General features: G+C 72.9%; 23 protein-coding genes and 1 pseudogene. 9 read left to right on the forward strand and 15 right to left on the reverse strand.

Annotated elements, in window-relative coordinates; translation table 11 throughout:
• Nucleotides 1-72 precede the first annotated feature (72 nt).
• On the reverse strand, nt 73-936 hold the full coding sequence (gene vph / locus ACQPYD_RS17535; RefSeq protein ID WP_433702081.1) for a viomycin phosphotransferase: 864 nt from the start codon (nt 934-936) through the stop codon (nt 73-75).
• A 620-nt stretch (nt 937-1,556) separates the two neighbouring features.
• Nucleotides 1,557-2,033: a hypothetical protein gene (locus ACQPYD_RS17540; RefSeq protein WP_433696672.1), complete on the reverse strand. Its 477-nt coding sequence runs from the start codon at nt 2,031-2,033 to the stop codon at nt 1,557-1,559.
• A gap of 624 nt (nt 2,034-2,657) precedes the next feature.
• Between ACQPYD_RS17540 and ACQPYD_RS17545 the strand changes: the two genes are divergently transcribed.
• The 4 genes and pseudogenes from ACQPYD_RS17545 (at nt 2,658) to ACQPYD_RS17560 (ending at nt 5,285) form a co-directional block, all read left to right on the forward strand.
• Nucleotides 2,658-2,909, forward strand: a complete 252-nt coding sequence (locus ACQPYD_RS17545) for a hypothetical protein (RefSeq protein WP_433696673.1) — start codon at nt 2,658-2,660, stop codon at nt 2,907-2,909.
• A 172-nt stretch (nt 2,910-3,081) separates the two neighbouring features.
• Entirely contained in the window at nt 3,082-3,264 is a 183-nt protein-coding gene (locus tag ACQPYD_RS17550; protein ID WP_433696674.1) for a hypothetical protein, read from the forward strand.
• Nucleotides 3,265-3,547: 283 nt separating this feature from the next.
• Nucleotides 3,548-4,306, forward strand: a complete 759-nt coding sequence (locus ACQPYD_RS17555) for a MerR family transcriptional regulator (protein ID WP_433696675.1) — start codon at nt 3,548-3,550, stop codon at nt 4,304-4,306.
• 4 nt (nt 4,307-4,310) lie between these two features.
• A pseudogene (locus ACQPYD_RS17560) lies at nt 4,311-5,285 on the forward strand (arsenic resistance protein).
• Between the two features lie 225 nt (nt 5,286-5,510).
• Here the strand turns inward: ACQPYD_RS17560 and ACQPYD_RS17565 are convergent.
• From ACQPYD_RS17565 to ACQPYD_RS17605, 9 genes are all read right to left on the reverse strand, one after another.
• Complete coding sequence (locus ACQPYD_RS17565; protein ID WP_433696676.1) at nt 5,511-6,458, reverse strand: cytochrome c biogenesis CcdA family protein; 948 nt, start codon at nt 6,456-6,458, stop codon at nt 5,511-5,513.
• Entirely contained in the window at nt 6,455-7,282 is an 828-nt protein-coding gene (locus ACQPYD_RS17570; RefSeq protein ID WP_433696677.1) for a DsbA family protein, read from the reverse strand. Before ACQPYD_RS17570 ends, ACQPYD_RS17565 begins: the two co-directional genes overlap by 4 nt.
• Before the next feature lie 211 nt (nt 7,283-7,493).
• Nucleotides 7,494-8,480 carry a serine hydrolase domain-containing protein gene (locus ACQPYD_RS17575; protein ID WP_433696678.1) on the reverse strand — a complete coding sequence of 329 codons (987 nt, stop codon included), beginning with the start codon at nt 8,478-8,480 and terminating at the stop codon, nt 7,494-7,496.
• Nucleotides 8,477-8,713, reverse strand: coding sequence for a hypothetical protein (locus ACQPYD_RS17580; protein ID WP_433696679.1), 237 nt, complete (start codon nt 8,711-8,713; stop codon nt 8,477-8,479). The genes ACQPYD_RS17575 and ACQPYD_RS17580 overlap by 4 nt, the downstream gene beginning before the upstream one ends.
• Nucleotides 8,714-9,042: 329 nt before the next feature.
• A complete protein-coding gene (locus ACQPYD_RS17585; RefSeq protein ID WP_433696680.1) occupies nt 9,043-10,353 on the reverse strand; it encodes an MFS transporter in 1,311 nt (436 codons plus the stop codon).
• Nucleotides 10,354-10,985: 632 nt separating this feature from the next.
• Nucleotides 10,986-11,945: a M56 family metallopeptidase gene (locus ACQPYD_RS17590; RefSeq protein WP_433696681.1), complete on the reverse strand. Its 960-nt coding sequence runs from the start codon at nt 11,943-11,945 to the stop codon at nt 10,986-10,988.
• On the reverse strand, nt 11,942-12,352 hold the full coding sequence (locus ACQPYD_RS17595; protein ID WP_433696682.1) for a BlaI/MecI/CopY family transcriptional regulator: 411 nt from the start codon (nt 12,350-12,352) through the stop codon (nt 11,942-11,944). Before ACQPYD_RS17595 ends, ACQPYD_RS17590 begins: the two co-directional genes overlap by 4 nt.
• A gap of 5 nt (nt 12,353-12,357) precedes the next feature.
• Nucleotides 12,358-13,683: a PQQ-binding-like beta-propeller repeat protein gene (locus tag ACQPYD_RS17600; RefSeq protein WP_433696683.1), complete on the reverse strand. Its 1,326-nt coding sequence runs from the start codon at nt 13,681-13,683 to the stop codon at nt 12,358-12,360.
• Nucleotides 13,680-14,414 (reverse strand): DsbA family protein, encoded by a 735-nt coding sequence (locus ACQPYD_RS17605; protein WP_433696684.1) that lies wholly within the window; start codon nt 14,412-14,414, stop codon nt 13,680-13,682. The genes ACQPYD_RS17600 and ACQPYD_RS17605 overlap by 4 nt, the downstream gene beginning before the upstream one ends.
• 290 nt (nt 14,415-14,704) lie before the next feature.
• Between ACQPYD_RS17605 and ACQPYD_RS17610 the strand changes: the two genes are divergently transcribed.
• A complete protein-coding gene (locus tag ACQPYD_RS17610) occupies nt 14,705-15,883 on the forward strand; it encodes an oxygenase MpaB family protein (protein WP_433696685.1) in 1,179 nt (392 codons plus the stop codon).
• A 131-nt stretch (nt 15,884-16,014) separates the two neighbouring features.
• On the opposite strand, the gene ACQPYD_RS17615 is transcribed toward ACQPYD_RS17610, so the two are convergent.
• Nucleotides 16,015-16,284: a hypothetical protein gene (locus ACQPYD_RS17615; protein ID WP_433696686.1), complete on the reverse strand. Its 270-nt coding sequence runs from the start codon at nt 16,282-16,284 to the stop codon at nt 16,015-16,017.
• 280 nt (nt 16,285-16,564) lie between these two features.
• Complete coding sequence (locus tag ACQPYD_RS17620) at nt 16,565-17,410, reverse strand: helix-turn-helix domain-containing protein (protein WP_433696687.1); 846 nt, start codon at nt 17,408-17,410, stop codon at nt 16,565-16,567.
• A 134-nt stretch (nt 17,411-17,544) separates the two neighbouring features.
• On the opposite strand from ACQPYD_RS17620, the gene ACQPYD_RS17625 reads away from it, so the two are divergent.
• From ACQPYD_RS17625 to ACQPYD_RS17635, 3 genes are all read left to right on the forward strand, one after another.
• The gene (locus tag ACQPYD_RS17625) at nt 17,545-17,979 is read left to right on the forward strand and encodes a hypothetical protein (protein WP_433696688.1); all 435 of its coding nucleotides are present in this window, start codon (nt 17,545-17,547) and stop codon (nt 17,977-17,979) included.
• Between the two features lie 95 nt (nt 17,980-18,074).
• The gene (locus ACQPYD_RS17630; RefSeq protein ID WP_433696689.1) at nt 18,075-18,536 is read left to right on the forward strand and encodes an SgcJ/EcaC family oxidoreductase; all 462 of its coding nucleotides are present in this window, start codon (nt 18,075-18,077) and stop codon (nt 18,534-18,536) included.
• 208 nt (nt 18,537-18,744) lie between these two features.
• Nucleotides 18,745-19,320: a YciI family protein gene (locus tag ACQPYD_RS17635; protein ID WP_433696690.1), complete on the forward strand. Its 576-nt coding sequence runs from the start codon at nt 18,745-18,747 to the stop codon at nt 19,318-19,320.
• A gap of 198 nt (nt 19,321-19,518) precedes the next feature.
• On the opposite strand, the gene ACQPYD_RS17640 is transcribed toward ACQPYD_RS17635, so the two are convergent.
• Both ACQPYD_RS17640 and ACQPYD_RS17645 read right to left on the reverse strand, forming a co-directional pair.
• Nucleotides 19,519-20,076, reverse strand: coding sequence for a GNAT family N-acetyltransferase (locus ACQPYD_RS17640; RefSeq protein WP_433696691.1), 558 nt, complete (start codon nt 20,074-20,076; stop codon nt 19,519-19,521).
• Between the two features lie 190 nt (nt 20,077-20,266).
• Nucleotides 20,267-20,824, reverse strand: coding sequence for a TetR family transcriptional regulator (locus ACQPYD_RS17645; protein ID WP_433696692.1), 558 nt, complete (start codon nt 20,822-20,824; stop codon nt 20,267-20,269).
• A 293-nt stretch (nt 20,825-21,117) separates the two neighbouring features.
• Between ACQPYD_RS17645 and ACQPYD_RS17650 the strand changes: the two genes are divergently transcribed.
• A complete protein-coding gene (locus tag ACQPYD_RS17650; protein ID WP_433696693.1) occupies nt 21,118-21,561 on the forward strand; it encodes a nuclear transport factor 2 family protein in 444 nt (147 codons plus the stop codon).
• The last annotated feature ends 390 nt before the right edge of the window (nt 21,562-21,951 follow it).

Below are 21,951 nucleotides of genomic sequence, written 5' to 3' on the forward strand. Positions count from 1 at the left end.
GCCGCGGCCGCCTGCGTCCGCCGGGCCGCCGTCGACACGAGGGGCACGGTGCGGCGGATGCGCCGGTGCGCCTCAGCGGTAGCCGGCCAGGCCGTCGGCCAGTTCTTCCCCGTCGCCGTCGCGGACGGCGTAGAGGGCTTGCTGCAGGGCGAACGTGCCGCGGATCGCGGCGATGCGGGTGGCGAGCCCGTCGTCCGGCCGACCGCCCAGGGCGAGCACCCGCTCCAGGAGGCCGCGGCCGTGGCCGGCGCCGATGGCCGCGAGGTCCTCGGCCGGGTCGCCGAGTGCGACATCGTCCCAGTCGAGCACTCCGGAGAGGTGCGGCAGGCCGTGCTCCCACTCCCACAGGACGTTCTCCGAGCCGAGGTCACCGTGCACCACTGCCCGGTCGACGTGGGGAAGGCCGTCGAGCACGGCGAGTTCCCGTTCGGCCCGCAGGCGCCCGCTGTCGGACATGAGCGGGAACAGCTCCGCGCGTACGTCCGCCGCGAACCGCCGCCACCGGTCTTCCGGCGCCTGGGGCAGAACCGCTCGCACCGTCTCGTCGGCGCCGGCACGGGCCAGACCGGACAGCAGCGCGGCGTACTGCGCAGCCACGGCGCCGGCCACTCGGGCGTCGTCGAGCGCGTCGGGCTCCAGCGGTTCCCCGGGGATGCGGCCGAGCACCAGGAACGGCTCCTCGTCGGTGCCGTGGGCGCCGCCCCGGAGCAGCGGCTCGGGTGTGCGGAAGTCGAGGTCGAGGCCGGCGAGTGCGTGCAGTGCGGCCGCCCGCTCGGGCAGCCGGGCGGCCGCCGCCCGGGTGCGGGGCAGGCACACGACGCGGTCCGAGCCGATGACCACGGTGTGGAACTGCCCCTGGCGTACTGCGAGGCCGTCCGGTTCGTCGTCGGGCAGCAGACGGCTCAGCAGAGCGCGATGCGTCGTCCGGATGCTCATGGGAGGGACCTCTGGATCCTTCGGCGGGTCGGGGGCGATGTGCGCGAAGTGCTGTCGGGCCGCGCCGGCGAAGTACTCGCGTTCACTCATCCCGTTGACTCCGGTCATACTTCCGCTCTTTCGCGTGATCGCGGTCATGCCCCGAAGTCTGCCCGACCCCGGCCGTAAGGGCTCACGGGCACAGGGCTCCGTGACCCTTCGTGAGCCGGCCACAAGACCAGTACCTTCCGATCAACCAGTCCTCGGGAGCTCCGACCGAGGACTGCAGCGATGACCCGGACGACAATCCCGTGTGGAAGATGTGTCCGTTCCCGGCCGCCACCGCACCCCCTGCAACCGGACACCGGGGAGTGACCCACCGTGGCCGAAGCTCCTTCGCGGGCACGACGAAGCCCCCCGCGCACCACCTCTCGGTCGGGCGGAGGGCTTTCGTCGGCTGGTCTGTGACCCTGGCCGCCGTGCTGCCCCTCCTCGGCGCCGGACTTCTCCGGCTCCGCATCGGACGCCCCCGGCAACCTACCCGCGTCGGCGGCGCCCGGGCCGACGCGCCCGGAAGAGGTCGTTGCCCCTTCCCGGCCTGCCTTGTCCCGTCCCCCGGCCGCAAGCCGTGCGGGTGGAGTTCAGAACTGGGTGGGCACCAGCTTGATGTCGAACACCGACTTCTCCCCCAGGACCGACCCGTCGAACCTCATCTTCAGCCACTGATCTGCGAAGGAGAGGGAGACCTCGCCCTGGACGAGCCCGCCCACGCGGACAGTGAGCCCGTCGCGGAGGTTTCCCCTGAGGCCGGCCAGGTGAACGGTGGGGTGGAACGGCAGTGCGTAGCCCAGATCGGCGGAGACGCCCAGAGTGGAGAAGTCGATGATCACGTGCGCCTGCAGCGCGACCGCCTTCAGCGGCACCTGGATGTCGTAGCCGCTCTCCGAGGGCTGTGCGTCCGGGCCGTAGACCGGGCCGCCGTCCGCGGTCTGGGCGAAGACGTGCATCGGCGCGTCGCCTGAGCCGGGCTCGACGTGGTGGTGCCCGTCCATCCAGGGGTACAGGTCGGCGTTGGCCTTCTCCATGGTGAAGGCGGACTTCACGGTCTGCTCGGACATCGTGTGGTTCTCCCGTTCTCAGGGGTGCGTGTGGTCGCTGGTGGCCCGGCGCGGGTCGCGCGCTCCGGCTGGCCCATCCTCGCCCCCCTCGTGGGTTCGGTCGGGCACAACGGGCCGATGCCGACCCGATGGGCCCGCACGTCGGGCGACCCGTCCCGGTATGGGGCGCTACGGGCCCGGGTTGCGCGGGGGATCCGGTCCGACCGCAGCCGCCCTTGCGGCCCGCCCGGACAGGGGAGAGCCCCGCGCAACACGTGGTTGCGCGGGGGCTGCGGGGTTGAGGAACATCGGAAGAACACCTCTGCGAAGGACGCGGGGGCGAGCCGAGTGCGCCGGAAATGGGCAACGGCGTCTTCCAGCGAAGCCCGGGGGTCTCTGACCGCACGGATAAGAGCATCTCCCCTTGACATCCGTCCTCCCGGGAAGCCTTCGCCCCTGCCGTGCCCCGCGTAGCGGCGGTGCGGGCGGAGAAGTCCGGACAGGAGTCATGGTCACTGTGGGTGCGTCCCGTCGAGCGCTCATCCCTCGCCGTGGCTTCGGGGAATTGGGCCGAACCCACCACCCCCAACGGACACGAGAAGTAGTGACTCAATGACTCTTGGTCATCAATTGTGAAGAGGAACCATGCGCATCCCCAAACGCCTCGCCACCCTGGGCCTCGGCGTGGCCGCGGCCGCCCTGACCCTGGCCTCCCTGGCCGGCCCCGCCCAGGCCGACGACGCCCCCACCCAGACCGGAACGCAGTTCGAACCCGGCAAGCACGAAGGGAATCCCTTCGACGACGCCGCGGGGATCGTCAACCACGCGTTCAAGGCCGTCTTCGGCAGCGACCGCAACATCAAGAGCGACATCGTCCCGGTCGACTGGAGCCGCTGACCCGTGTTCGGCCGCCGCAAGAGCCGCCCCGCCCCCGGGGCGGCTCCCCCCCGCACCCCAACACCAGGGCGAGCCCGTCAACGGCTTCACGATCCTGGACAAGGTCAGCGCCCTGCCCATCTCCACCTGGCGCTACGACGCCGAGCCCGCCCACGTGCGCCACCTGGGCCCCATGGCCCAGGACTTCCACGCCGCCTTCGGCCTGGGCCAGAGCGAGACCACGATCCCCGTCGTGGACTCCAGCGGCGTCGCCCTGGTCTCCATCCAGGCTCTGCACAAGCTCGTCCAGGAACTGGACGACGAGGTCACAGCACTGCGCGCCGAAGTCCGCGCGCTCCGCGCACCCACCGCCTGACAGGCGGCCCTGAGCCGACCAATACGGGAGCCCCCGCCCGGCGAGGCGGGGGCTCCCGCAGAGTGCCGCCCCGCCCTGGTGCGTGTGCAGAGGACCAGGGCGATCCCAGTGTTGCCCTTCCCGCCGACCCCGCGCTCGTCAACAGCGACCGCCAGGACCGCAGGGCGCATACCAGCCCTGCCCCTTGTTCGCCACCGTGTGTGGTCACGGGCAGGGATCAAGGGCAGGGTCCGGACTTGACCTTCGAGTCGACTCGAAGGTCCACCGTGGGCGCATGGTGTTGATGCGGGTCTCTGAACTGGCCGAACGCTCCGGCGTGGCGGCCACCGCCCTGCGCTACTACGAGGAGCGCGGGCTACTTCCGGCGCAGCGGTCCCCGGCCGGCTACCGCCTCTACGACGAGCGCGCCCTGGACCGGCTCGCGTTCATCACCACCGCCAAACGCCTGGGTCTGGACCTGGACGAGATCGGGGAGCTGACCGCCCTGTGGGCGGCCCACCCCTGCGCGCGCGTCAAGGAAGCCCTCACCCCTCGCCTGGAACAGGCCCGGGACCGGGCCGCCGAACTGGCCGACTTCCAAGCCCTGCTGCGCACCGCGCACACCCGCCTCCAGCAGTTGGCCGACCGCGACGCCCCGTGCGATCCGGGGTGCGCGTTCCTGGCCGAGCTGGCACCCCCCGAGCACCCGGGGCATCCGCGCGCCCTGCCCATGGCCGCCGGCGGTGGCGCCACCTGCCTGCTGGAGGCGGGCGAGCACGAACGCCGTCTGGACGCCTGGCGCGAACTTCTGGCCCGGGCAGCCTCGACCCCGCGCGCGCACGGCAGATCCTGGAGCCTGCCCCTGGAGAAAGCCGGGCACCTCGCCGAGTTGGCCGCGGCCAAACAGCAGTGCTGCGCCTTCCTGGACCTGCGCATCGACTTCACCCCCCAACGGGTGCACCTGCACGTGAGCGTCCACCCCGACCACCGCCCCGCCCCCGACTCCCCTGCCGGACAGGCCGCCCGCCTGCTCGGCGTCCTCGGCCCGGTCAAGGAGAACTGACCCGATGTCGTCCGCCGAACGCCTCCAGAGCCTGTTCGTGGCCCTGGCCGCCCTGATCGGCCTCGGGGTCGGGCTGCTGCTGCCCATCGGCCCGGCGGCCGAGCACGTGGTGCTGCCCGCCCTGTTGGTGATGCTCACCGCCGTGTTCGTGCAGATGGACGCCGCCCACGTCGGCGAAGTGCGCCGGGCCAAGACCCTCGTGGTCACGAGCCTGGTGCTGAACTTCGTGTTCACCCCGGCCCTGGCCTGGGCGCTGGGCGCCGGTCTGCTGGGCGGGGAGCCGGACCTGCGCATCGGTCTGCTGCTGCTCCTGGTCACCCCGTGCACGGACTGGTACCTGGTCTTCACCGCCATGGCCCGGGGCCACACCGGCATCGCTGCGGCCCTGCTGCCGGTCAACCTCATCCTCCAACTGCTCCTGCTGCCGGTGTACGTGCTGCTGCTGGGCGGGCAGGCCGCTATGGTCGACGCCGGAACCCTGACCGAGTCGGTCTTGCTCGTCCTCGTCGTCCCAGTGGCCCTGGCCCTGGTGCTGCGGTGGGCATCGAACCGGTTCAAGGGAGCCGCCTGACGCGAGCGGTACGTGAACGGTCCGGCCTCGCGCCTGGTGTTGCCGCTGCTGTACACGGCGGTGCTGGCGATGTTCGCCTGGCAGGCCCGCACCGTCCTGAACCACGCCGGTGACCTGCTCGCCCTGCTGCTCCCGTTGGCGGTCTTCTTCGTCGCGCTGCCGCTGGTCGCCACCGGCCTGGCGCGCCTGCTGCGCCTGCCCGCAGACCAGGCCGTGACCCTGACCATGGTGACCACGGCCCGCAACTCGCCCATCGCACTGGCCATCGCGGTCGCGGCCTTCCCCGACCGGCCCCTGATAGCGGTCGCCCTCGTGGTGGGTCCGCTCTTGGAACTGCCGGTGCTGGCCCTGCTCGCCCAACTGGTGCGCGTGCGGTGCCCCGCTTCGAGCGAGGCCGCTTCGGTCTGAGCGCAACAGGAGCACGAGGGCACACTGACATCTTCATGCTCGCGCCCACTGCATGTTCGTGCTCGTCGGCGCAAACGTCCGCGGGAAACCATGGCGAGGTCGAGTTCGCCGCCGCCCCGCCCTCTCCTGCGCTCGTGCACCGTCACCTGGAAGGGAGCACCGACATGTTCTGGGGCGTCGCTCGCCGACAGGCCGGCGGCCGGTCCACCGGCGTCCCCGCGACCGTCAAAACGAGGATCCCGCCGAGCCCGAGGGGCTTTCAGGGCCGGGAGGAACAGGGGCGTCCCCGCCCCGGTCCAACCCCCGCCCCGGCGCCCCGGAGGGCCGTGTCGGCTCCGGCCCCGCGGCGTCCCCGCGCTGGCGGTACCAGCCGCGGAGTCCGACCGCGAGGAGCAGAAGGCCCGCCGCCGCCAGAAGGACGGTGTCGGCCCCCGATCCGCCGACCCCGAAGACCCACTCCTGGACGCCGTGCGCCGCCTCGGTGAGGCGGCCCGTTCCGCCGAAGAGGGTCGCCGTCCCCTGCGAGGTGAGGAACAGGACCCCGACCCCGATGAACAGCAGGCCCGACAGCAGGGCGGTGGTGTGCAGTTCCACCGGGCCCAGGCGGAGGGTGCGGCCCCGCAGCCAGCGGCGGGACCCGAGGTCGTAGCGGTCCCACAGCAGCGCCAGCAGGAACAGCGGCGCGGCCATGCCCAGGGCGTAGACCGCCAGCAGCAGGGCGCCGCGCACGGTTCCGCCGGTGGCGGCGACGGTCAGCACCGCGCCCAGGATGGGGCCGGAGCAGAAGCCCGCGAACCCGTACACCGCCCCCAGGGCGAAGACCGACACCCCGCTGGTCCTGCCGGCCAGGCGTCCCTGGATGCGCTGTGCCAGGCCCGAGGAGAAGCCGAAGCCCGCGATCTGGGCGACGCCGAAGGCGATGACGAGCCATCCGGCGACGGCGATCAGGAGCTCCCGCTCCCCGTAGACCAGGCGGCTGACCAGCGCGGACCCCGCCCCCAGGGGGACGAGGGTGGTGCACAGCCCGAGGTAGAACACGGTCGTTCGCACGAGGAGGCGGCGCGGGTCGCGGAAGGCGTAGCCGAAGAAGGAGGGGAGCAGGAGCGCGCTGCAGGGGCTGAGCAGGGCGAGCACCCCGCCGGCCAGTGCGGCGGCGAAACCGATGTCGGTCACTGCCGCCCACCCCCGTCCCCGGTCCCGGCGGCCTCCAGGGAGCTGTCGATGACCGCCTCGAACACCTCCAGGGGCTGGGCGCCCATGACGGCCTGGCCGTTGATCAGGAAGGCCGGGGTCGAGGTGACACCGATCGAGAGCCCCTCGGAGAAGTCGCGTTCGACCTGCGCGGCCGCGGCGTCCGCGGCGCGGTCCTCGTCGAAGCGCCCGGCGTCCAGTCCCAGTTCGTCGACGACCCCGGCGAGGGTCTCCTCGGTGTCGCGCTCGCCCGGCTCCTCGGTCGCGGCGTAGTAGGCCTCGTGGAACTCCCAGAAGGCGCCCTGCTCGGCGGCGGCGCGGGAGGCCCGGGCGACGTCCTCGGAGGTGTCGGTGATGACGGGGAAGTCCCGCCACTCGATGCGCAGGTCGCCGGACTCGACGTAGTGCGCCAGCTCGGGCTGGGTCTCCTGTACCCAGCGGCCGCAGTAGGGGCAGTGGTAGTCGGAGTAGACCACCATGACGACCGGTGCGTCGACGTCGCCCAGGGCCGTGGGGTCGTCGGCCTGCCTGCGGGCCATGGGAGCGTCGGCCCCGGCGGGGGCCGCGTCCCCGGGCCCGTCGGCGGCGGACCCGGACGGCGCATCCGACGCGCCCGCCTCCTGCGCTGCGCCCGTCTCCTCGGCGGGGCCCCCGGTGAACCGCACCACGGCGACCGCGGCGGTGACCAGGAGCAGGGCCGCGCCCGCCGCCAGCGGCACCTTCCAGGAGGCGCCGCCGCGGGCAGCGGTTCCGCCTCCGGATGAGCGGCCCGCGGGCTGGGCTCCCTGCTTCGGGGCATCGGACATCGTCGGCCTCTTTCCTCACCCGGCAGTTGTTTCTATCCAACATAGTAGAGCCGCTAAGGTGGATAGAAACACGGTTCGGGTGCGTGCCGCCCCGGCCCGCTCCCCCGCCCGGCGGAACAGCGGCTGCCGCTCCCCCGGGGACCGGCAGCGGGCGGCCGAGGACGGCCCCGCCAGTGTCCGTTGTCGGCAGGCGAGGACGTGCCTGGTCGTGTTATCGGCGGCTGGTGCGGCTGTGCTCGGCCAGGAGCGTGAACCCGGGACGGTCGACCGGTGCGGCGGTGGCCGAGAGGAGGGCGACGCCGGTCCCGGTGCCGCGGTCGAGTCCGAGCCAGGACCGGAAGCCGCCGGTGCCGCCGTTGTGCCAGGTGAGCGGTCGGCCCTCCACCTGGATGGTGATCCATGCGGCGCCGATGCGGGCGCCGGCGCCGAACGGGGCGATCGGATCGAGTGCGGCGACGCCCGGGGCGCTGCCGTCGAGTACCGCCGCCGTGAAGCGGGCCATGCCGGCGATGGAGGCCCGGATGCCGCCTGCCGGTCCGAGTCCCTCACCGGTCCAGGGTTGTCGCGGTCGTCCACGGCGGCTTCTGCCGTCGAGCGCCCCGGGCCGAAGCTCGTCGGCCGTCCCCGGGACGTAGAAGCAGTCGAGTTCCAGCGGGGCGGCGATGCGCTGGCGGACGAGCTCCGGATAGGTCGTCGTGGCGGCGCGGGCGAGGGCGTGCCCGAGAAGTTCGAACCCGAGGTTGGAGTAGCGGGACCGCGGCGTGCTCAGCGGAGTACCCCGGGCTTGGTCGAGGAGTTGTTCGAGGTCCTCGCCGTAGGGGTTGGTTCCGTGCCGCCACAGGGCGAAGGTGCGCTGCCAGGGTCGTGCGGATCTCGGCAGCCGGGGCAGGCCGGAGCGGTGTGTGCTCAGCGATCGCAGTGTCACTCGTGCGGCGGGGGCCTCGCCCAGGGGCAACAGTTCGCCCAGGCTCGTGTCGGGGGTGATCTCGCCTCGGGCGAGGGCGTCGGCGTAGAGCAGCCCGGTGACCGCCTTCGCGATCGAGCCGATTTCGAAGTCGGCGTCGAAGCCGGTTCCGCGGCTCGCCACGCGCATGCCCGCAGGCGTGACCACGGCCGCCGCGGCGACCGGGTGGCGCGGGCCCAAGAGTTCGCCGAGCCTGGTGACGAGCTGCTGGTCGCCGTATGTACCGGCGGTCATGACCGACCGCCGAACAGGCCCCGCCCGGCGTACTTGTCGTGAAACGCCTGTTCCGAAACGTCCAAGCCGGCGGCGATTCGCGGCCAGGTGGCACCGTTGTCGCGGGCGCGGCGCACCAGCACCGCTTCGATGCGTTCCGTCTCGGCGCGGAGTCGCGCCAGGGCGCGCAATCCCGCCAACGGGTCGTGGGCGGCCGTCGGTGCCGCGAGCTCGGTCAACTGTTCCACATCCATGAGTCAACCGTAGTTGACCGCCACCCAATTCGTCAACGAGGATTGACGCCGCTGGCCGAAGAGCACCTCCAGGGCTCTGGGGACGAGCCCCTCGCCCAGTGGAGGGAGGAGCACAACGCCGCGCACCCAAGCGTGCGCGCCCGAGTCGGGCACACCTTCGCGCGCATGGAGCGCCGGAATGTGCTGCGCGGCTGCCGCCCCTCCCCCTGCGGCGTGACGCGGAGTGCCTTGCCGACTCGGGGTGGGTGTGCCCACATACCTGTGGTGGCGGTCCCTGTTTTCGAGCCGGCACCACGCAACCTCGGCACCACCCCGGGAGCGAGAAGAGCTCAGACGTCGTTCTCGCGCACGAGACGGGTGAGCTTTCGGCCGAAGAACACGACGACGGTCAGAACGACCACGCTCACCAGGGCGTAGGGAGCGCGGAGCGCGTCCGTCTGGTCCAGGATCGGGGACAGGGACGACACCAGGACACCGCCGAGCGCCATGCCCACAGCGCTCATGCCCCATGTGACGGTGCGCATGGCGGCGTTGACCCGGCCCAACAGGTGGTCCGGCGTGATCCTCTGGCGGATGGAGGTCATCGCGACCCCGTATCCGAGCACCAGACCACCCGTGAGGAAGTACGCCCCGGCCACCACCGGCGTGATCGGAAACAGTGTCACCGCCAGGTACAGGAGTCCGCTTCCTGTCAGGCACACGACCGGCAGCGTGCCGTACGGGAGAGCGTTCCGCAGCCACGGGACAACCTGTCCCCCGGCGATTCCGCCGACCGCGGCGAAGGCCATCAGAAGTCCGAAGCCGACCGGACCGAGCCCCAGGGTGTCTCGGACGAACAGGACTTGCGTGGACAGCACGGTCGCGAAAGCGGTGTTCACGAACACCGCCACGACTGCCACGGCACGCAGGAGCGGCTGATTCCACAGGGCCCGCACGCCCTCTGCCAAGTCCTCTCCCACGCCGCTGAGACCACGCAGGGCGGCGGGCGTCGCAGGGGGCTCGGGAACCGGGCTCACAGAAGCCTGCGGCGTGACGGCGGACAGCACGGTGGCGCGCACCCGCAGCAGGGCCACGACCGACACCAGCAGCGCACCGATGTTGAACAGGAACGGGACGAACAACCCGAGCGCCAGCACGAAACCGCCCAGCGGACGGCCGGCGAACTCCTGCGCCACGATGGCCCCGGACCGGAGGTGCCCGTTCGCACCCTCGAGCCGTTCCTTGGCCACCAGGGAGGTCACCGTGGTCTCAACCGCCGTGTCGTAACAGACCTCGAGCGCACCGAACGCCAACGCGAACACCGCCAGGAGGGGGATCGAGGCCCATCCGGAGAACACCACGACAGCGAGAAGTCCCCAGAGAAGCATGCGGAGGGAGTTGGAGCCGACCATCAGCGTGAGCCTGGGTACCCGGTCCACCAGAACTCCGGTAGGGAGCGCCAGGAACAGCCAGGGCAGGCGCCCGAAAGCAGCCACCGATGCCACAAGAGCGGGGTTGTCGGGCGCCAGTGAAGACGCGAGCCACGGCATCGCGATCATCGCCACACCATCGCTGAGATTCGAGGCCAGGGACGCGGACCAGAAGGCCCAGAACCGTCCGCCGAGTGGCGTCTCCGGCGCCTTTCTCGTGGAGTCGGACATACAGGCAACACCGATCTTCCAGGCGACCGGTGTTTCGGGGCGATCCCGAGCGGGGGCACCGGAACACCGCCTCAGGCTAACAGGGCAGTAATACGCGTCAAGCCACATGCATTTTGCCGGGACGACAGCAATCGAAGAAGTGCCAACAAAACCACAAAAAGAGGTTCTTCCAACACAGGAAATCCCACATCCGAGCCTTGGCGCCGCACAACCCCCTTGTCGGCGTCGAACCTCGTTGAATGGATGACGGACAGTCGTACTTCACACCTTAAAACCCGGCGAGAATTTTCCCTTCCGACGATCCACCGACCCAGAGTGAATCCGATGGGAATACGAGCGCGCGGTGCCTGTCGGTCGACTTTCCATGGGCTCCCCTGGAGCATCCCTCGCCTGCATTGAGCACCCTCGCACCGCTCGGACGTGACCGGCCATCGAACGGATTCGAAAGCGTCTGCCGCCGGCATCGCCGCCTGCCCGCGGCTGTCCGAGCAGCTGTCGGCGGAGCGGCCTGCGCGAAGATCAGGAAGAAGGCACGGTGTGCCCCTGGGGATGATCCTGATTTCGGGGGGGGTGGACCGCCGACGACGGACTGGAGACATGCCCACCACGACCGTGCGGGCACGCGGAAGAGATCAGCCGGCGGCGCACTGGCAGTGCGGGATCAGCACCGCGGCGAGCGCCGACGCGACCGTGAACACCAGGGGCAGTGCCACGAGCCCGGCGGTGGCCCAGGTGCGGGCCCGCGCCCTCCAGGGGCGGCACCGCTCGGGCGGCCGGACCTGGCGGCGCACGCGTTCGACCGGGCACGCGCCGCCGATGGACAGGGTCTGCGGCGCCCCGGCCGGCGCGGCCCCCGCGAGGGAGCCCAGCGCGTGGACCAGGGGGCGCATCCCGACGGCGCGCACGGCGTGGTCGTCGGCGGCCCACTCCACCAGGACGGGGACCTCGCGCGCCGCGGCGCGGAACAGGGGGACTCCGGGGAAGGCGCGGTCGAGCAGCCGGGCCCAGGCGACGACGAGGTGGTGCCGGCCGCGCAGGTGCGCCCGCTCGTGGGCCAGGACGGCGTGCGCCTGGGAGGCGGTGAGCGCGCCGAGGGCGCCCCGGGTGATGACGACGCCGCCCCGGCTGCCGGGGACGCAGTAGGCGCCGGGCTCGGCGGTCTCCAGCAGCCACACGGGCTGGCCGTGCAGGCGTCGGCGCTGCGCCGTGGCCAGGAGGCCGTCGTGGTGGGTGCGCCTCCAGGACAGGCCGGCCCGCCCCTGGCAGGCGGCGGTCCACAGCAGGCGCAGGAGGGCGGCCAGGGCCAGTGCCGCCCCGGCTGCGATCCCCCACCCGGCGTGGTTGCGCTCCAGGGCCTGCAGGACGCTGACGCACGCCGCCAGGACGCCCTTGACCGAGGGACCCAGGAGGTCGGCGGCGAGCACCGCGAGCAGGGTCGCGCAGGAGAGCACCCAGGCCGCGGTGGCCGCGGTCCACAGCGCCAGCATGGTGCGCGGGCCCGGGTCGCAGGAGCGGGCGGTGCGGCGCAGGAGCCCGGGGCCCCTGGCCCCGAGCGCGGCCACGGCGCACAGGGCGGCGAAGGACCAGATCACGGTTCCTCCTCGCCCGGCACCTCGGAGAGCAGGGCGCGCAGAGCGCGCACGTCCTCGGGCTGCATGGTGTCGACGAAGCGCAGCAGTGTCGCCTCGGAGTCGCGGCTGCCGGTCAGCGCCTCGTGCATCACCTCGGCCGCGTGCGTCGAACGGTCGCGCAGGGGGCGGTAGAACCACAGGCGGCCGATCCGCTCGCGGTCGACCCATTCCTTGCGCCGCAGGTTCTCCAGGACGGTGGAGGCAGTGGTGTAGGCGACCTCGTGGTCGGTGAGCCCCTCCAGGACACCGCGCACGGGCAGGGGCTCGGGCGCCCGCCAGAGCACCTCCATGACCGCGGCCTCCAGTGGTCCCAGCCCAGCGATCATCGCACCCGCACCCCGCATCGACGTCGAATCCTCCCTCAGCATAGTGATCACGCTCCTCCCCGTTCGCGGTCGGCGCCGTGCGGGGGGAACGCGGTGTAGGAGTCGGCGCCGCCGTCGCCGGGCACCGCCGCCACGGCCGTGCCTCCCGCCGTCCCGGCCACCGGGATCCGCCAGTCGCCGCGTCCCAGGAGGGCGCCGTCGGCCATGGAGCGGACGCGGTTCTCCCCGTCGAGCGAGGTGTACAGGTATCCGGAGACGATGCCGACGGGCCGCTCCCCCGGGTCCGCCCCCACCGTCCACGCCCGGTTCCCGGAGGCCCGGTCCCACCCCGCGATGACGGGTTCGCCGGAGCGGGCGGAGGTCCCGGCGACGGCAGCCCGCCCGTGCTCGTCGCCCACCGACACGGGCGGAGCCCCCGCGAGGGGCTCCGCCAGGGCGCGGCCGTCCCTCAGGTCGTGGACGGTGAACGCCGTGGCCTCCCCCCGCTCCCAGGTGATGACCGCCCACGGGGCGGAGCCGCTGGCGGGGCGGGGCCCGTAGGTGAGGGAGGTCTCCCCCGGTTCCCCTTCCAGGGTGTCGGGGACAGGCAGGTCGGCATGGTGCCAGAGTTCGTCCCCCGAGCGGGCGTCGACCGCGCGCAGCGCGCCGTCGCGGTGGAGGACCACGGTGCCCTGGTACTCGTGCAGGACCGCCCCGCCCCGGCTCTCGTCCGCGACGACCTCGCCGGTGTCCGCGGACAGGGCGACGGCGGGGCCGGTGTCGGCGCTCATGACGGTGTGGGCGACCTGCGCGAAGACCAGCCCCGGGCCCACCCAGGTGCCGGGTACCTCCGTGGGGCCCCACACCCTGCGTCCGGTGGAGGGGTCCAGGGCGGCCGCGGTGGTCCGGGTGGCCAGCAGTCCGCGTTCGGGGGCCGCGTCGCTGTCGAGCAGCACGACCAGGTCGTCGCCGCCCTGCGTGCGGGTGAGGGTGAACCCGGTGCAGCTCGGGTTGCGTTCGGTGGTCCAGCGGGTGCGCCCGTCGGCGTCCGTGCCCACGAAGTGGAGTTCGCCGCCTCCTTCCGGCGTCACGGGTCCGACGAACCCGGTGTCGGTGCCGCGGGGTTCGGAGGAGTAGGGCGTGGCCCGCCCGGCCGCTCCGTCGAGGACGCCAGGGAGCAGGTCGGGCTCCACCGCCGCGGCCGGGGCCGGGTCCCCGTCCAGGGGCAGGGCGTCGGCGGGGTCCGCGAGTTCGGGTCTGCCGCAGGCCGCGAGGGCCAGGAGCAGGCAGAGGGCCGCGGCGGCGGGCGGTCGGCGGACCGCCGTCCCCCGGCGGGGCGGGGCCGCGCGGGAGGGGCGGTGCGGGCTGCGGGGGTCCTCCTGGGCGGGGCTCACGGCCGGCGTCCCGCGTCGCGCAGGGCGAGGTCGACGGCTCCGGTGAAGGACTCCAGCGGCTGGGCCCCCAGGACGGGGTCGCCGTTGACCAGGAAGGCGGGTGTGCCGCTGATCCCCATCGCCTGCCCCTCGGCGAAGTCCTCCTCGACCGCCTCCTCCGCGTCGGCGCTCTCCAGGTCCCGCGCGAAACGCTCCGCGTCCAGGTCCAGCTCCTGCGCGGCTCCCTCCAGCCGTGTGCGCAGGGCCGCGTCGTCGCCGGTGAACTCCCGCGGGGCGTCGTAGACGAGGGCGTGGTACTCCCAGAAGGCGTCCTGCTCGGCGGCGGCCGCGGCGCCCAGGGCCAGGAGGCGGGAGTCGTCGCCCAGGTAGGGGAACTCCCGCCACTCGATGCGCAGCAGGCCCTCCGCGACGTAGATGTCGGTGAGCTCGGGCTGGACCCGGCGCACCCATTCGCCGCAGTAGGGGCACAGGTAGTCGGAGTAGGCGACCATGACGACCGGTGCGTCCACCGCTCCCATGGCGCGGGGGTCGCCGGCCTGTCTGCGCGCGAGCTCCTCCCCCGCCTGCCTCATGTCCTCGCTGACGGTGGCCGCCGTTTCCCCGCCCGCCCCGGCCGAGGGGTTCCGGAGCACCTCGGCCCTCACGAACAGGAGGACGAGGGCCAGTGCCACGCAGGCCGCTCCGGTGAGCACCAGGGCCGGTGCGATCGGGCGTCCGGACCGTTCGGGCATGGAGGGCACCTCCGGTGTCGCGCGCTGGCGCGGGGTCTCGTGGTTCTCGTCCTGGGTGGTTCGGGGGGCGCCGGGCCGCGGCACTCCGCGGGGGCGGGCCCCTCCCGCACCACACTCTTCTATGGAAGATAGAAGCTATTCTATGCAGGATAGAGAGAGGTGGGGACAGCGGGGACCGCTCCTCCGTACGACGGGGCCGGTCCGCCCCGGAGCCCGGACGGGCTCGCCCGGGGAAGGGGGGATCGGCAGGCCGTGGCTGCCTCCGGGCGCGGAAGGATAGAAACGACCTCATGACCGATGTGAACCACACCCAGTCCGTGCCCGAGCGGCTCGTCGACCTCGCCGCCGCCCGGACCCGCCACGGCGACCGTGTCGACTTCCTGGTGCCCATGCTGCAGGTGGGCGACCCGCTCGCCGACGCCGTCATCGCCGAGTTCGACGAACACGGCCGCTCCGCCCGCGCCGCCCTCCAGCGCGGCCTCGCCGAGGGCCGTGCGAGCGTGCCGGACGCCCCGCCGGCCGTCGACGCCCTGCTCGCCCACGCGGAGACCGTGCCCGCATGGGTCTCGCAAGAACTCCTGGAGCAGGGCGACCGCCCCTCGCTCGCCGTGCCGTTCCACTGGAGGAGTCTCGCCTTCTCCGTCGGATCGCTGACCCACACCTACAGCTCCCCCTCGATCGCGCGACTGCTCGTGGGCACCGGCCGGCTGACCTCGACGGCGCCGCGCCGGCTCGCCGAGACCGGGCTGTGGAACGCCTCGGCGATCCTGCCCGGCGGCCTGCTCCACGGCGCCTCCGGCCTCGTGCAGACCGTGCAGGTCCGGCTGCTGCACGCACGCGTCCGCGCCGCGGCCACCAAGCACGGCTGGGACTCCGACCGGTGGGGGGTGCCGATCAACCAGGCCGACGTCGCACGCACATGGCTCGACTTCACCGTCGTGCCGTTCAAGCTCCTGGAGGGCATCGGCTACCGGCTCACCGAGGAGGAACAGTCGCTCCTCTACCGCTACTGGTGGTACGTGGGCCACCTGCTGGGCCTCGACGAGGAGTTCTTCCTCGGCATCGAGGACCACGAGCAGGCCGGCGAGCTGCTGGACCTGCTCGACTCGACCTCCGCCGCACCGGACGAGAACAGCAGGCAACTCGTCGGAGCGCTGTTCGACGCGGCCAGCGCCAATCTCGCCTCCGCGCCGCAGTCGCCGATGGACAGGTCGGGCTGGCGCGACCTGATGCACGCACTCGCCCACCGTTTCCACGGTGCGAACGCCGTGGCGATGGGCATCCCGGAGTCGCCCCTCACGGCGGTGCTGCCGTTGATCGCGGCGGGCGAGGCCAAGGCGCGCAGCTACCAGTTGCAGGTCCCCGGAGCGTTGCGGCAGGCCGAGGAGGTCGGCATCTCCGCGATCCGCGGCCTCACCGCCGCCCTCACCGACAGCACCGCCTACCAGGACCACGTCTCGCCCTCCTGAGCCGTCGGCGCCGCCGCCGGGGGCGTCGACGGCGTCCCCCGAACGCCGCCACGCTCCCGCCCGGCGGATCCGGCGACCCGGCGGCGTGGGCTCGAGGACGTCCCCGCGGGCGCCGGCCCCGGTGCCGCGGCTCAGGCGCGGGTTCCCCAGGGGCGGTACCGGCAGCCCGCGCGGTGGCACCCCTCCTCGGGAGGATGCGACTTGTAGACGTAGGCCCCGAAGTCCTCGACCGCCATGTCGAGGGTGTCGTGGCCGACCTCGGTGTGCTCCATGAGCACCCAGGCGGTGCCGACCCTGTCCGCGACGCCGGTGATCACCCAGGGCCGGTGGTTCGTGGTCCACACCCGGTCGCCGACCCCTGCCCGCTTGCCGTCCTTGGTGCGAAAGCGCCGGGCCGTCATCACCTCTCAGCGTCGGATCCGGTGACAAGGACACCACAGGGGGCCGGCGCGGGGCCGGGGTGCCGCCGGTCCGCCGTCTCGGCGGCGGCGCGCAGAGTCGGACGAGGACCGGGAGGCGTTCGCAGACCGATCGGTCCACGTGTGCCGGTGCTCCTCGGTCTGCCGGGGGCGAGGCACGAGGACGCACGGGCCGCACGGGTCGGGGAAGGGGCGTCCGTCCCCGGTGCGCCCCCGGCGGCGGCGCACCGTCGCCGGTGCCCCGTCACGACGTGCCGTCGGGCTACGGGAACACGTTCTCGGGAGCGGCGGAGTTCTTCGAGGACGCCGGCGCCAGGGCGCGCAGTGTGTCGGCGGTGAAGCCGTCCAAGGGGTAGAACAGCTCGATCGCCAGCTCCGACAGCGTCACGTCGGCCGGTGCGCCGAAGGTGGCCATGGTGCTGAACAGCGCCAGTTCTCCGAAGGGGGTGCGCAGGCGCAGCGGCACCCGGATGGGGTTCGGCCCGTCCGCCGGACCGGTGTCGGCGTCGGAGGGCGGCCCGGGGGCGGGATAGCGCGACACCTCCTCGTAGAGGGCCCGCAGGTCGGCGTCGGCGGTGGTGTTGACCTGGTGCAGCAACCGGTCGAGGAACAGCTCGCGCACCTCGCCCAGGTTGACCAGGCGCGCGGCGAGGCCCTCGGGGTGCAACACCAGTCGGAACACGTTCGGCCGGGGTTGCGACAGGTGCGCGGGAACGCCCTCCATGAGGACGGACATGGCGGAGTTGCCCCGCACCACGTTCCACAGCCGGTCCACGACGACGGCCGGGTACGGCTCGTGCGTCGCCAGGACGGTCTCCAGGGCCGAACTGACCGAGGCCATGTACGCGTCGTCGAGGCTGCTCTCCCGATAGGCGGGGGCGTACCCTCCGGCCAGCAGCAGGGTGTTGCGCTCGCGCAGGGGGATGTCCAGCGCGGCCGACAGCCGCAGCAGCATCTCCCGGCTCGGGCGGGCCCGCCCGGTCTCCATGTACGACAGGTGCCGCGCGGAGGTGTCGGCCAGCAGGGACAGGTCGAGCTGGCTGAGCTTGCGGCGTCGGCGCCAGTCCCGCAGCAGGGGGCCCGCGGCCGACGGCTCTCGCGTTTCCATGCCCGGAAGCATAGGTCCTCGGTCCGCGGGGAGCCGCCGCCATGACCTCGGAGGTTATTGAGGCGCTGAGCGGACGGTGGGAGTCTTTCTCCCCACGCGGCCCGTACGGGCCGCACGAAGGAGAAGGAGCCGGTATGAACGCATCGGTTGTGGCGGGTTCTGCCGCGCGCACGGCGATCGACGGCAGGGCGGCGGAACAGCTGCGCACCGTCCTGCGGATCGACGGCTGGAGCACCGCGGTCTTCGGTGTGGTCCTGCTGGCCGCCGGTCGGCCGTTCGTCGAACTGCTGGGGCTCCCGCTCGCCTGGTCGGTCCCGTTCGGTATCGCCATGCTCGGCGGTGCCGCCGCCCTGGGGCTGATCGCCGGTTACCCGGCCGTCCCGGTCCGGTACACCGCCATGGTCGTCACGGGCAACGCGCTCTCCTGCGTGGCGCTCGTGGTCCTGGTGTTCGCGGGGCCGATCCCGCTCACCGGTCCGGGGACGGCGTTCCTGCTGAGCGGAGCGGTGGTCGTGGCGGTCTACGCGGGACTGGAGTTCCTGGCTCTGCGGAAGGCCATGGCGCGGTGACCGGCGGGACGCCAGAGGAGGCCCCGGCGGATCCACCGTCGGGGAAGCACACAGGACGGCCCCCTCGGAGGGCCGTGGACGGCAGGAGAACGATCATGACCACGGAGGAGGAACGGCCCGTGCGAGGGGACGACGCGCAGGAGGCGGCGCGAGAGGAGCTGCGCGCCCTGGTGGCGGCCCCGCAGCGGGCCTGGGCCGCGGGCGACGGGGCGGCGTTCGCGGCGGCCTTCACCGAGGACGCCGACTTCGTCGCCGTCGACGGCTCCCACCTGCGCACCCGGGCCGGGATCGCAGCAAGCATGCAGGAGGGGTTCGACACCTTCATGGCGGGCACCCGGCTCACCGACCCGCAGGCATGGCACATCCGTTTCGTCGGTTCCGACCTGGCGGTGGTCATCACCAGCGGTGTCTGCGTGCTGTGGCCGGGCGCTCGCACCGGCCGTCCCGAGGACCTGTCCGTCCAGACACGCGTGGCCGTCCGCGAGAACGGTGCATGGCTGTTCACCTCCTTCCAGAACGGCCGCATGCGCCCGCCGGAGCCGCCCCCGGCCCGCTGAACCGACCCCGTTCACCGGTGGCCGCGGACGGTGGCCCCGTACCGGCAGGGAATCCCGTCGTGGCACGGGGCCGCCGTCCGGTCGCGTTCGAGCCGGTCGGTCCCGTCTCCCACAACGCGGGGGCGCCCGGGCACCGGAGTCGTCAGCGAAGGCGGCCGACCCTGCCCCGGCCTCCTGCCCCCGGGGGACGTACCGGTACCTTTCACCCATGCTGTTTCACGTGCACGCCGAGGACCGCCCCGGGCTGGGGTCCGAACTGTACGACCTCGCGGAGGAGCACTGGTCCTACATGGACCGGTTCGAGGACCGGTTCGTCCTGCGGGGCCCCACCCTGGACGACGACGGTGAGGAGCACACGGGGAGCGTCCACGTGGTCGAGGTCCCCGACCGCGCCGCCGCGGAGCGGTTCGCGACCGAGGAGCCCTACTGGTCGGCCGGGCTCTACGCCGGGTACACGGCCCTCCACGCGGTTCTCCTGTCCGACCGCAAGCCGGACACGGACGGGGAGGAGGCGCCCCACACGCTGGTCACCGGTGCGTGGGCCCCGAGGCCCCGTTCCGGGGGTGAGTCCGACCTGCTGCCGTCGGACACCGGCCCCGGCGGCAGCCTGCACTTCACGGCACTCCTCGTCGACGACGACGGGACCGCCACGACCGGGATGATCGCGGTCGTGCGGGCCCTGCCGGACGAGGCGGTGGAGGTCGTGCGGCCGTTCGCGGACCGGCTCGCGGACGGCCCGGCCGCACTGTCCGCACAGCGCTGGTGCCGCGGCGGACGCGACTAGTGCCGCATCGGGCGACGTCCACCCTGTCGACGACGGCGCGTCGCCCCACCACCGCGCAAGGTCCGCTGATGCGGCGCCAGCCGGGATTCAGGGCCTCATCGTCCGCGTGCGTGCCGAACTCGGCGACGCGGGCCTCTCCCAACAGCCCCCAAACCCCGTGAAGATCCCTCAACAGAACCCTCCGACCTGGGTGAACGCTCATCGGCGCAGATCGCTGCGGAGCCGGAACCACCTGGGGCCGGGGGAGGTCAACGGCAGGTGGAAACGGGTGTAGGTCGGGAACTCCTCGACCGGGGCGAATCCGAGCCTGCGCAGTACGGCGGCGCTCGGATCATTGCCATGGGTGACGCCCGCGAACATGTCGGTGGCTCCCAGGACGGTGAAGGCGCTCCCGATGAGAGCGGCGCAGGCCGCGCCCGCCCGGCCCTTCCCGGTGGCGGACCGGGCCAGCCAGTAGCCCAGGCCGTAGTGCGGCGGAGCGGCCGCGATGATGCTGACCTGGCCCACCAGGCTCTCGCGCAGCCGTATGCCGTAGGCGCGTTCCTTCCCCGCGGAGTCGGACAGTGCCTCCTCGATCTCCTCCACAGAAGCCCGGACCTGTTCGGTGAAGTCGCCGTGGCGGGTCAGATGGGCGGTGTTGGCCTGCAGGAGAGCCCGGATGTCGGCGGCGCATGAGGGGGTGAGCACGCGCAGGGACACATCGGGGATCCGGGTGGGCAGCGTCTCCGGCAGAGCCCCGAGCAGGGGGTGGACCATGGCGGCCACGATAGAGGGGCCCGGGCCCACGAGCGATGGGATATCGTGCGGGCCCGCTCCCCTGCCGGTGCACGCACGGCGGCGTTCGGCGCTGGAGAGCTGCCGCCACCCGACCCGCTACCCCTGCGTCCCGCGATCGGGGAACGGGACGGTCATCGGCGCCGGTTCGGTCATCGCTGTCGGCACCCGGTCAACGGACCTCCTGGAGGGAGGCGGCGGCCGCGAGGAGGCAGGAACCGAACTCCTCCTCGCCGCCGGCGTCGACCCACCGCTCGAAGGCCTCCTGGTAGAAGGCCGCGGCGACCCGCGCAAGGATCCTCGCGGAGCCGGGTTCCACGCCGCGCTGCACCAGCGCGTCCCCGACGGCCCCGGCGAGGGCGGCGAGCTTGGTGCGGTCGCGCTCCTGCAGATCGGGGCTCGTCTCGATCACGGCGCGGCGCTCGACTGCGTGGTCGACGTAGTCGGCCAGGCGGGCACCGACCTGGGAGAAGGCGCTGAAGACGGCGGTCACCGGGGCGTCGTCCGCGTCTGCGTCGAGGACGGCCTGCGCCACGGCGGCGGACAGCCGTTCCGAGCCGCCGAACAGGACCTCGCGCTTGTCGGGGAAGTAGCGGAAGAACGAGCGCCTGGTGATGCCCGCGCGCTCGGCTATGCGCGCCACGGTCACGTTGTCGTACCCGTGTTCCGTGAACAGTTCCAGTGCGGCCTGCTCGAGCCGCCCCTGTGTGCCCGGGTTCCATCTCGCCATGGACCGACCCTAACGGTGACGACACCCTGGGACGTCACCCGGTGGGGTCGCTCCTGTCGGACCTGGGCGAACGGGCAGGAGCGGCAACGCCGACCACGCGCGACGGCGGGGTACGGGTTCTGGAGCCACCGGCCGACAGCCGCTCCCGATCGGGGCCGTCTGGCTGCCCCGTCCGGGAGCGGGCCGGGGCAGCCCTCTGCCCCGATCATGGAAGGGCCCGATCGTCCTCGCCGCGGGCTAGGTTGGGGCCTTCTCCGCCCGAGCAGGAGGCGGACCCTACGGAGGAGCCGGCCATGTCGACAACAGCAACCGCGAACACCCGCACAGCGGTGGAGGAGTTGCTGCGCAGGATCGGCGAGGGCGACCCCGAGCGCATCGCCGCGCTGTACGCCGAGCGGGGCGACTGGAAGCTGAGCTGGCCGCAGGCCGAGCACGGCCGCGCCGCCACGCCCTGGATCCGCCACCGGTCCACCCGGGCCGACGCGGCCGCCCACTACCGCGAGATCGCCGAGCACCATGTGCCGGAGCAGGTGGCGACCGAGATCGAACGCGTCCTGGTCGACGGGAACGACGCGGTCGTGCTCGGGGAGATCCGCCAGACCGCCCGGCCCACCGGACGCGCGTACCGCGCCCGGTTCGCCATGCACCTCACCTTCGAGGACGGCCTGGTCGCCAGGCACCACGTCTACGAGGACAGCCTCGCCGTCGCCGAGGCCTTCGACACCGACGAGCGGTGAGGGCCGCCCGTGAGGGCTCCCGTCGGAGCCTGCGCCTGACGTAGGACGCCCTTGCCGGGGCACAGCGGGGACGCGCCCACGTGGGCGCGTCCCCGCCGCCCCACCCTGCGGCATCGGCGCGTGGCCGGGCGGAGGCCGGGGCCCGCCCGGCCGAGCCGGCGCCCCGGGCCGCAGTGCGGCGAAGCCGCCGTGACGATGCCGACCCGGCCCGCCAGGGCCTCGAGCGGATGTTGGCCATGGAGGCCACGGTGGGCGGGCGCGGCCCCACCGGCGATGGAGCGTCTCCCTGAGCCCGGAGAGGCCGCCGAACCCGGTGCGGCCGCACTCCTGGAGTCCAAACCCGACCGCGATCACGGCGCGGCACTCGGCGGCCTTCCTGCCGGACCCGCT

This window comes from Nocardiopsis sp. CA-288880 (genome assembly GCF_050955985.1).
In the GTDB taxonomy this organism is placed as follows: Bacteria; Actinomycetota; Actinomycetes; order Streptosporangiales; family Streptosporangiaceae; genus Nocardiopsis; species Nocardiopsis tropica.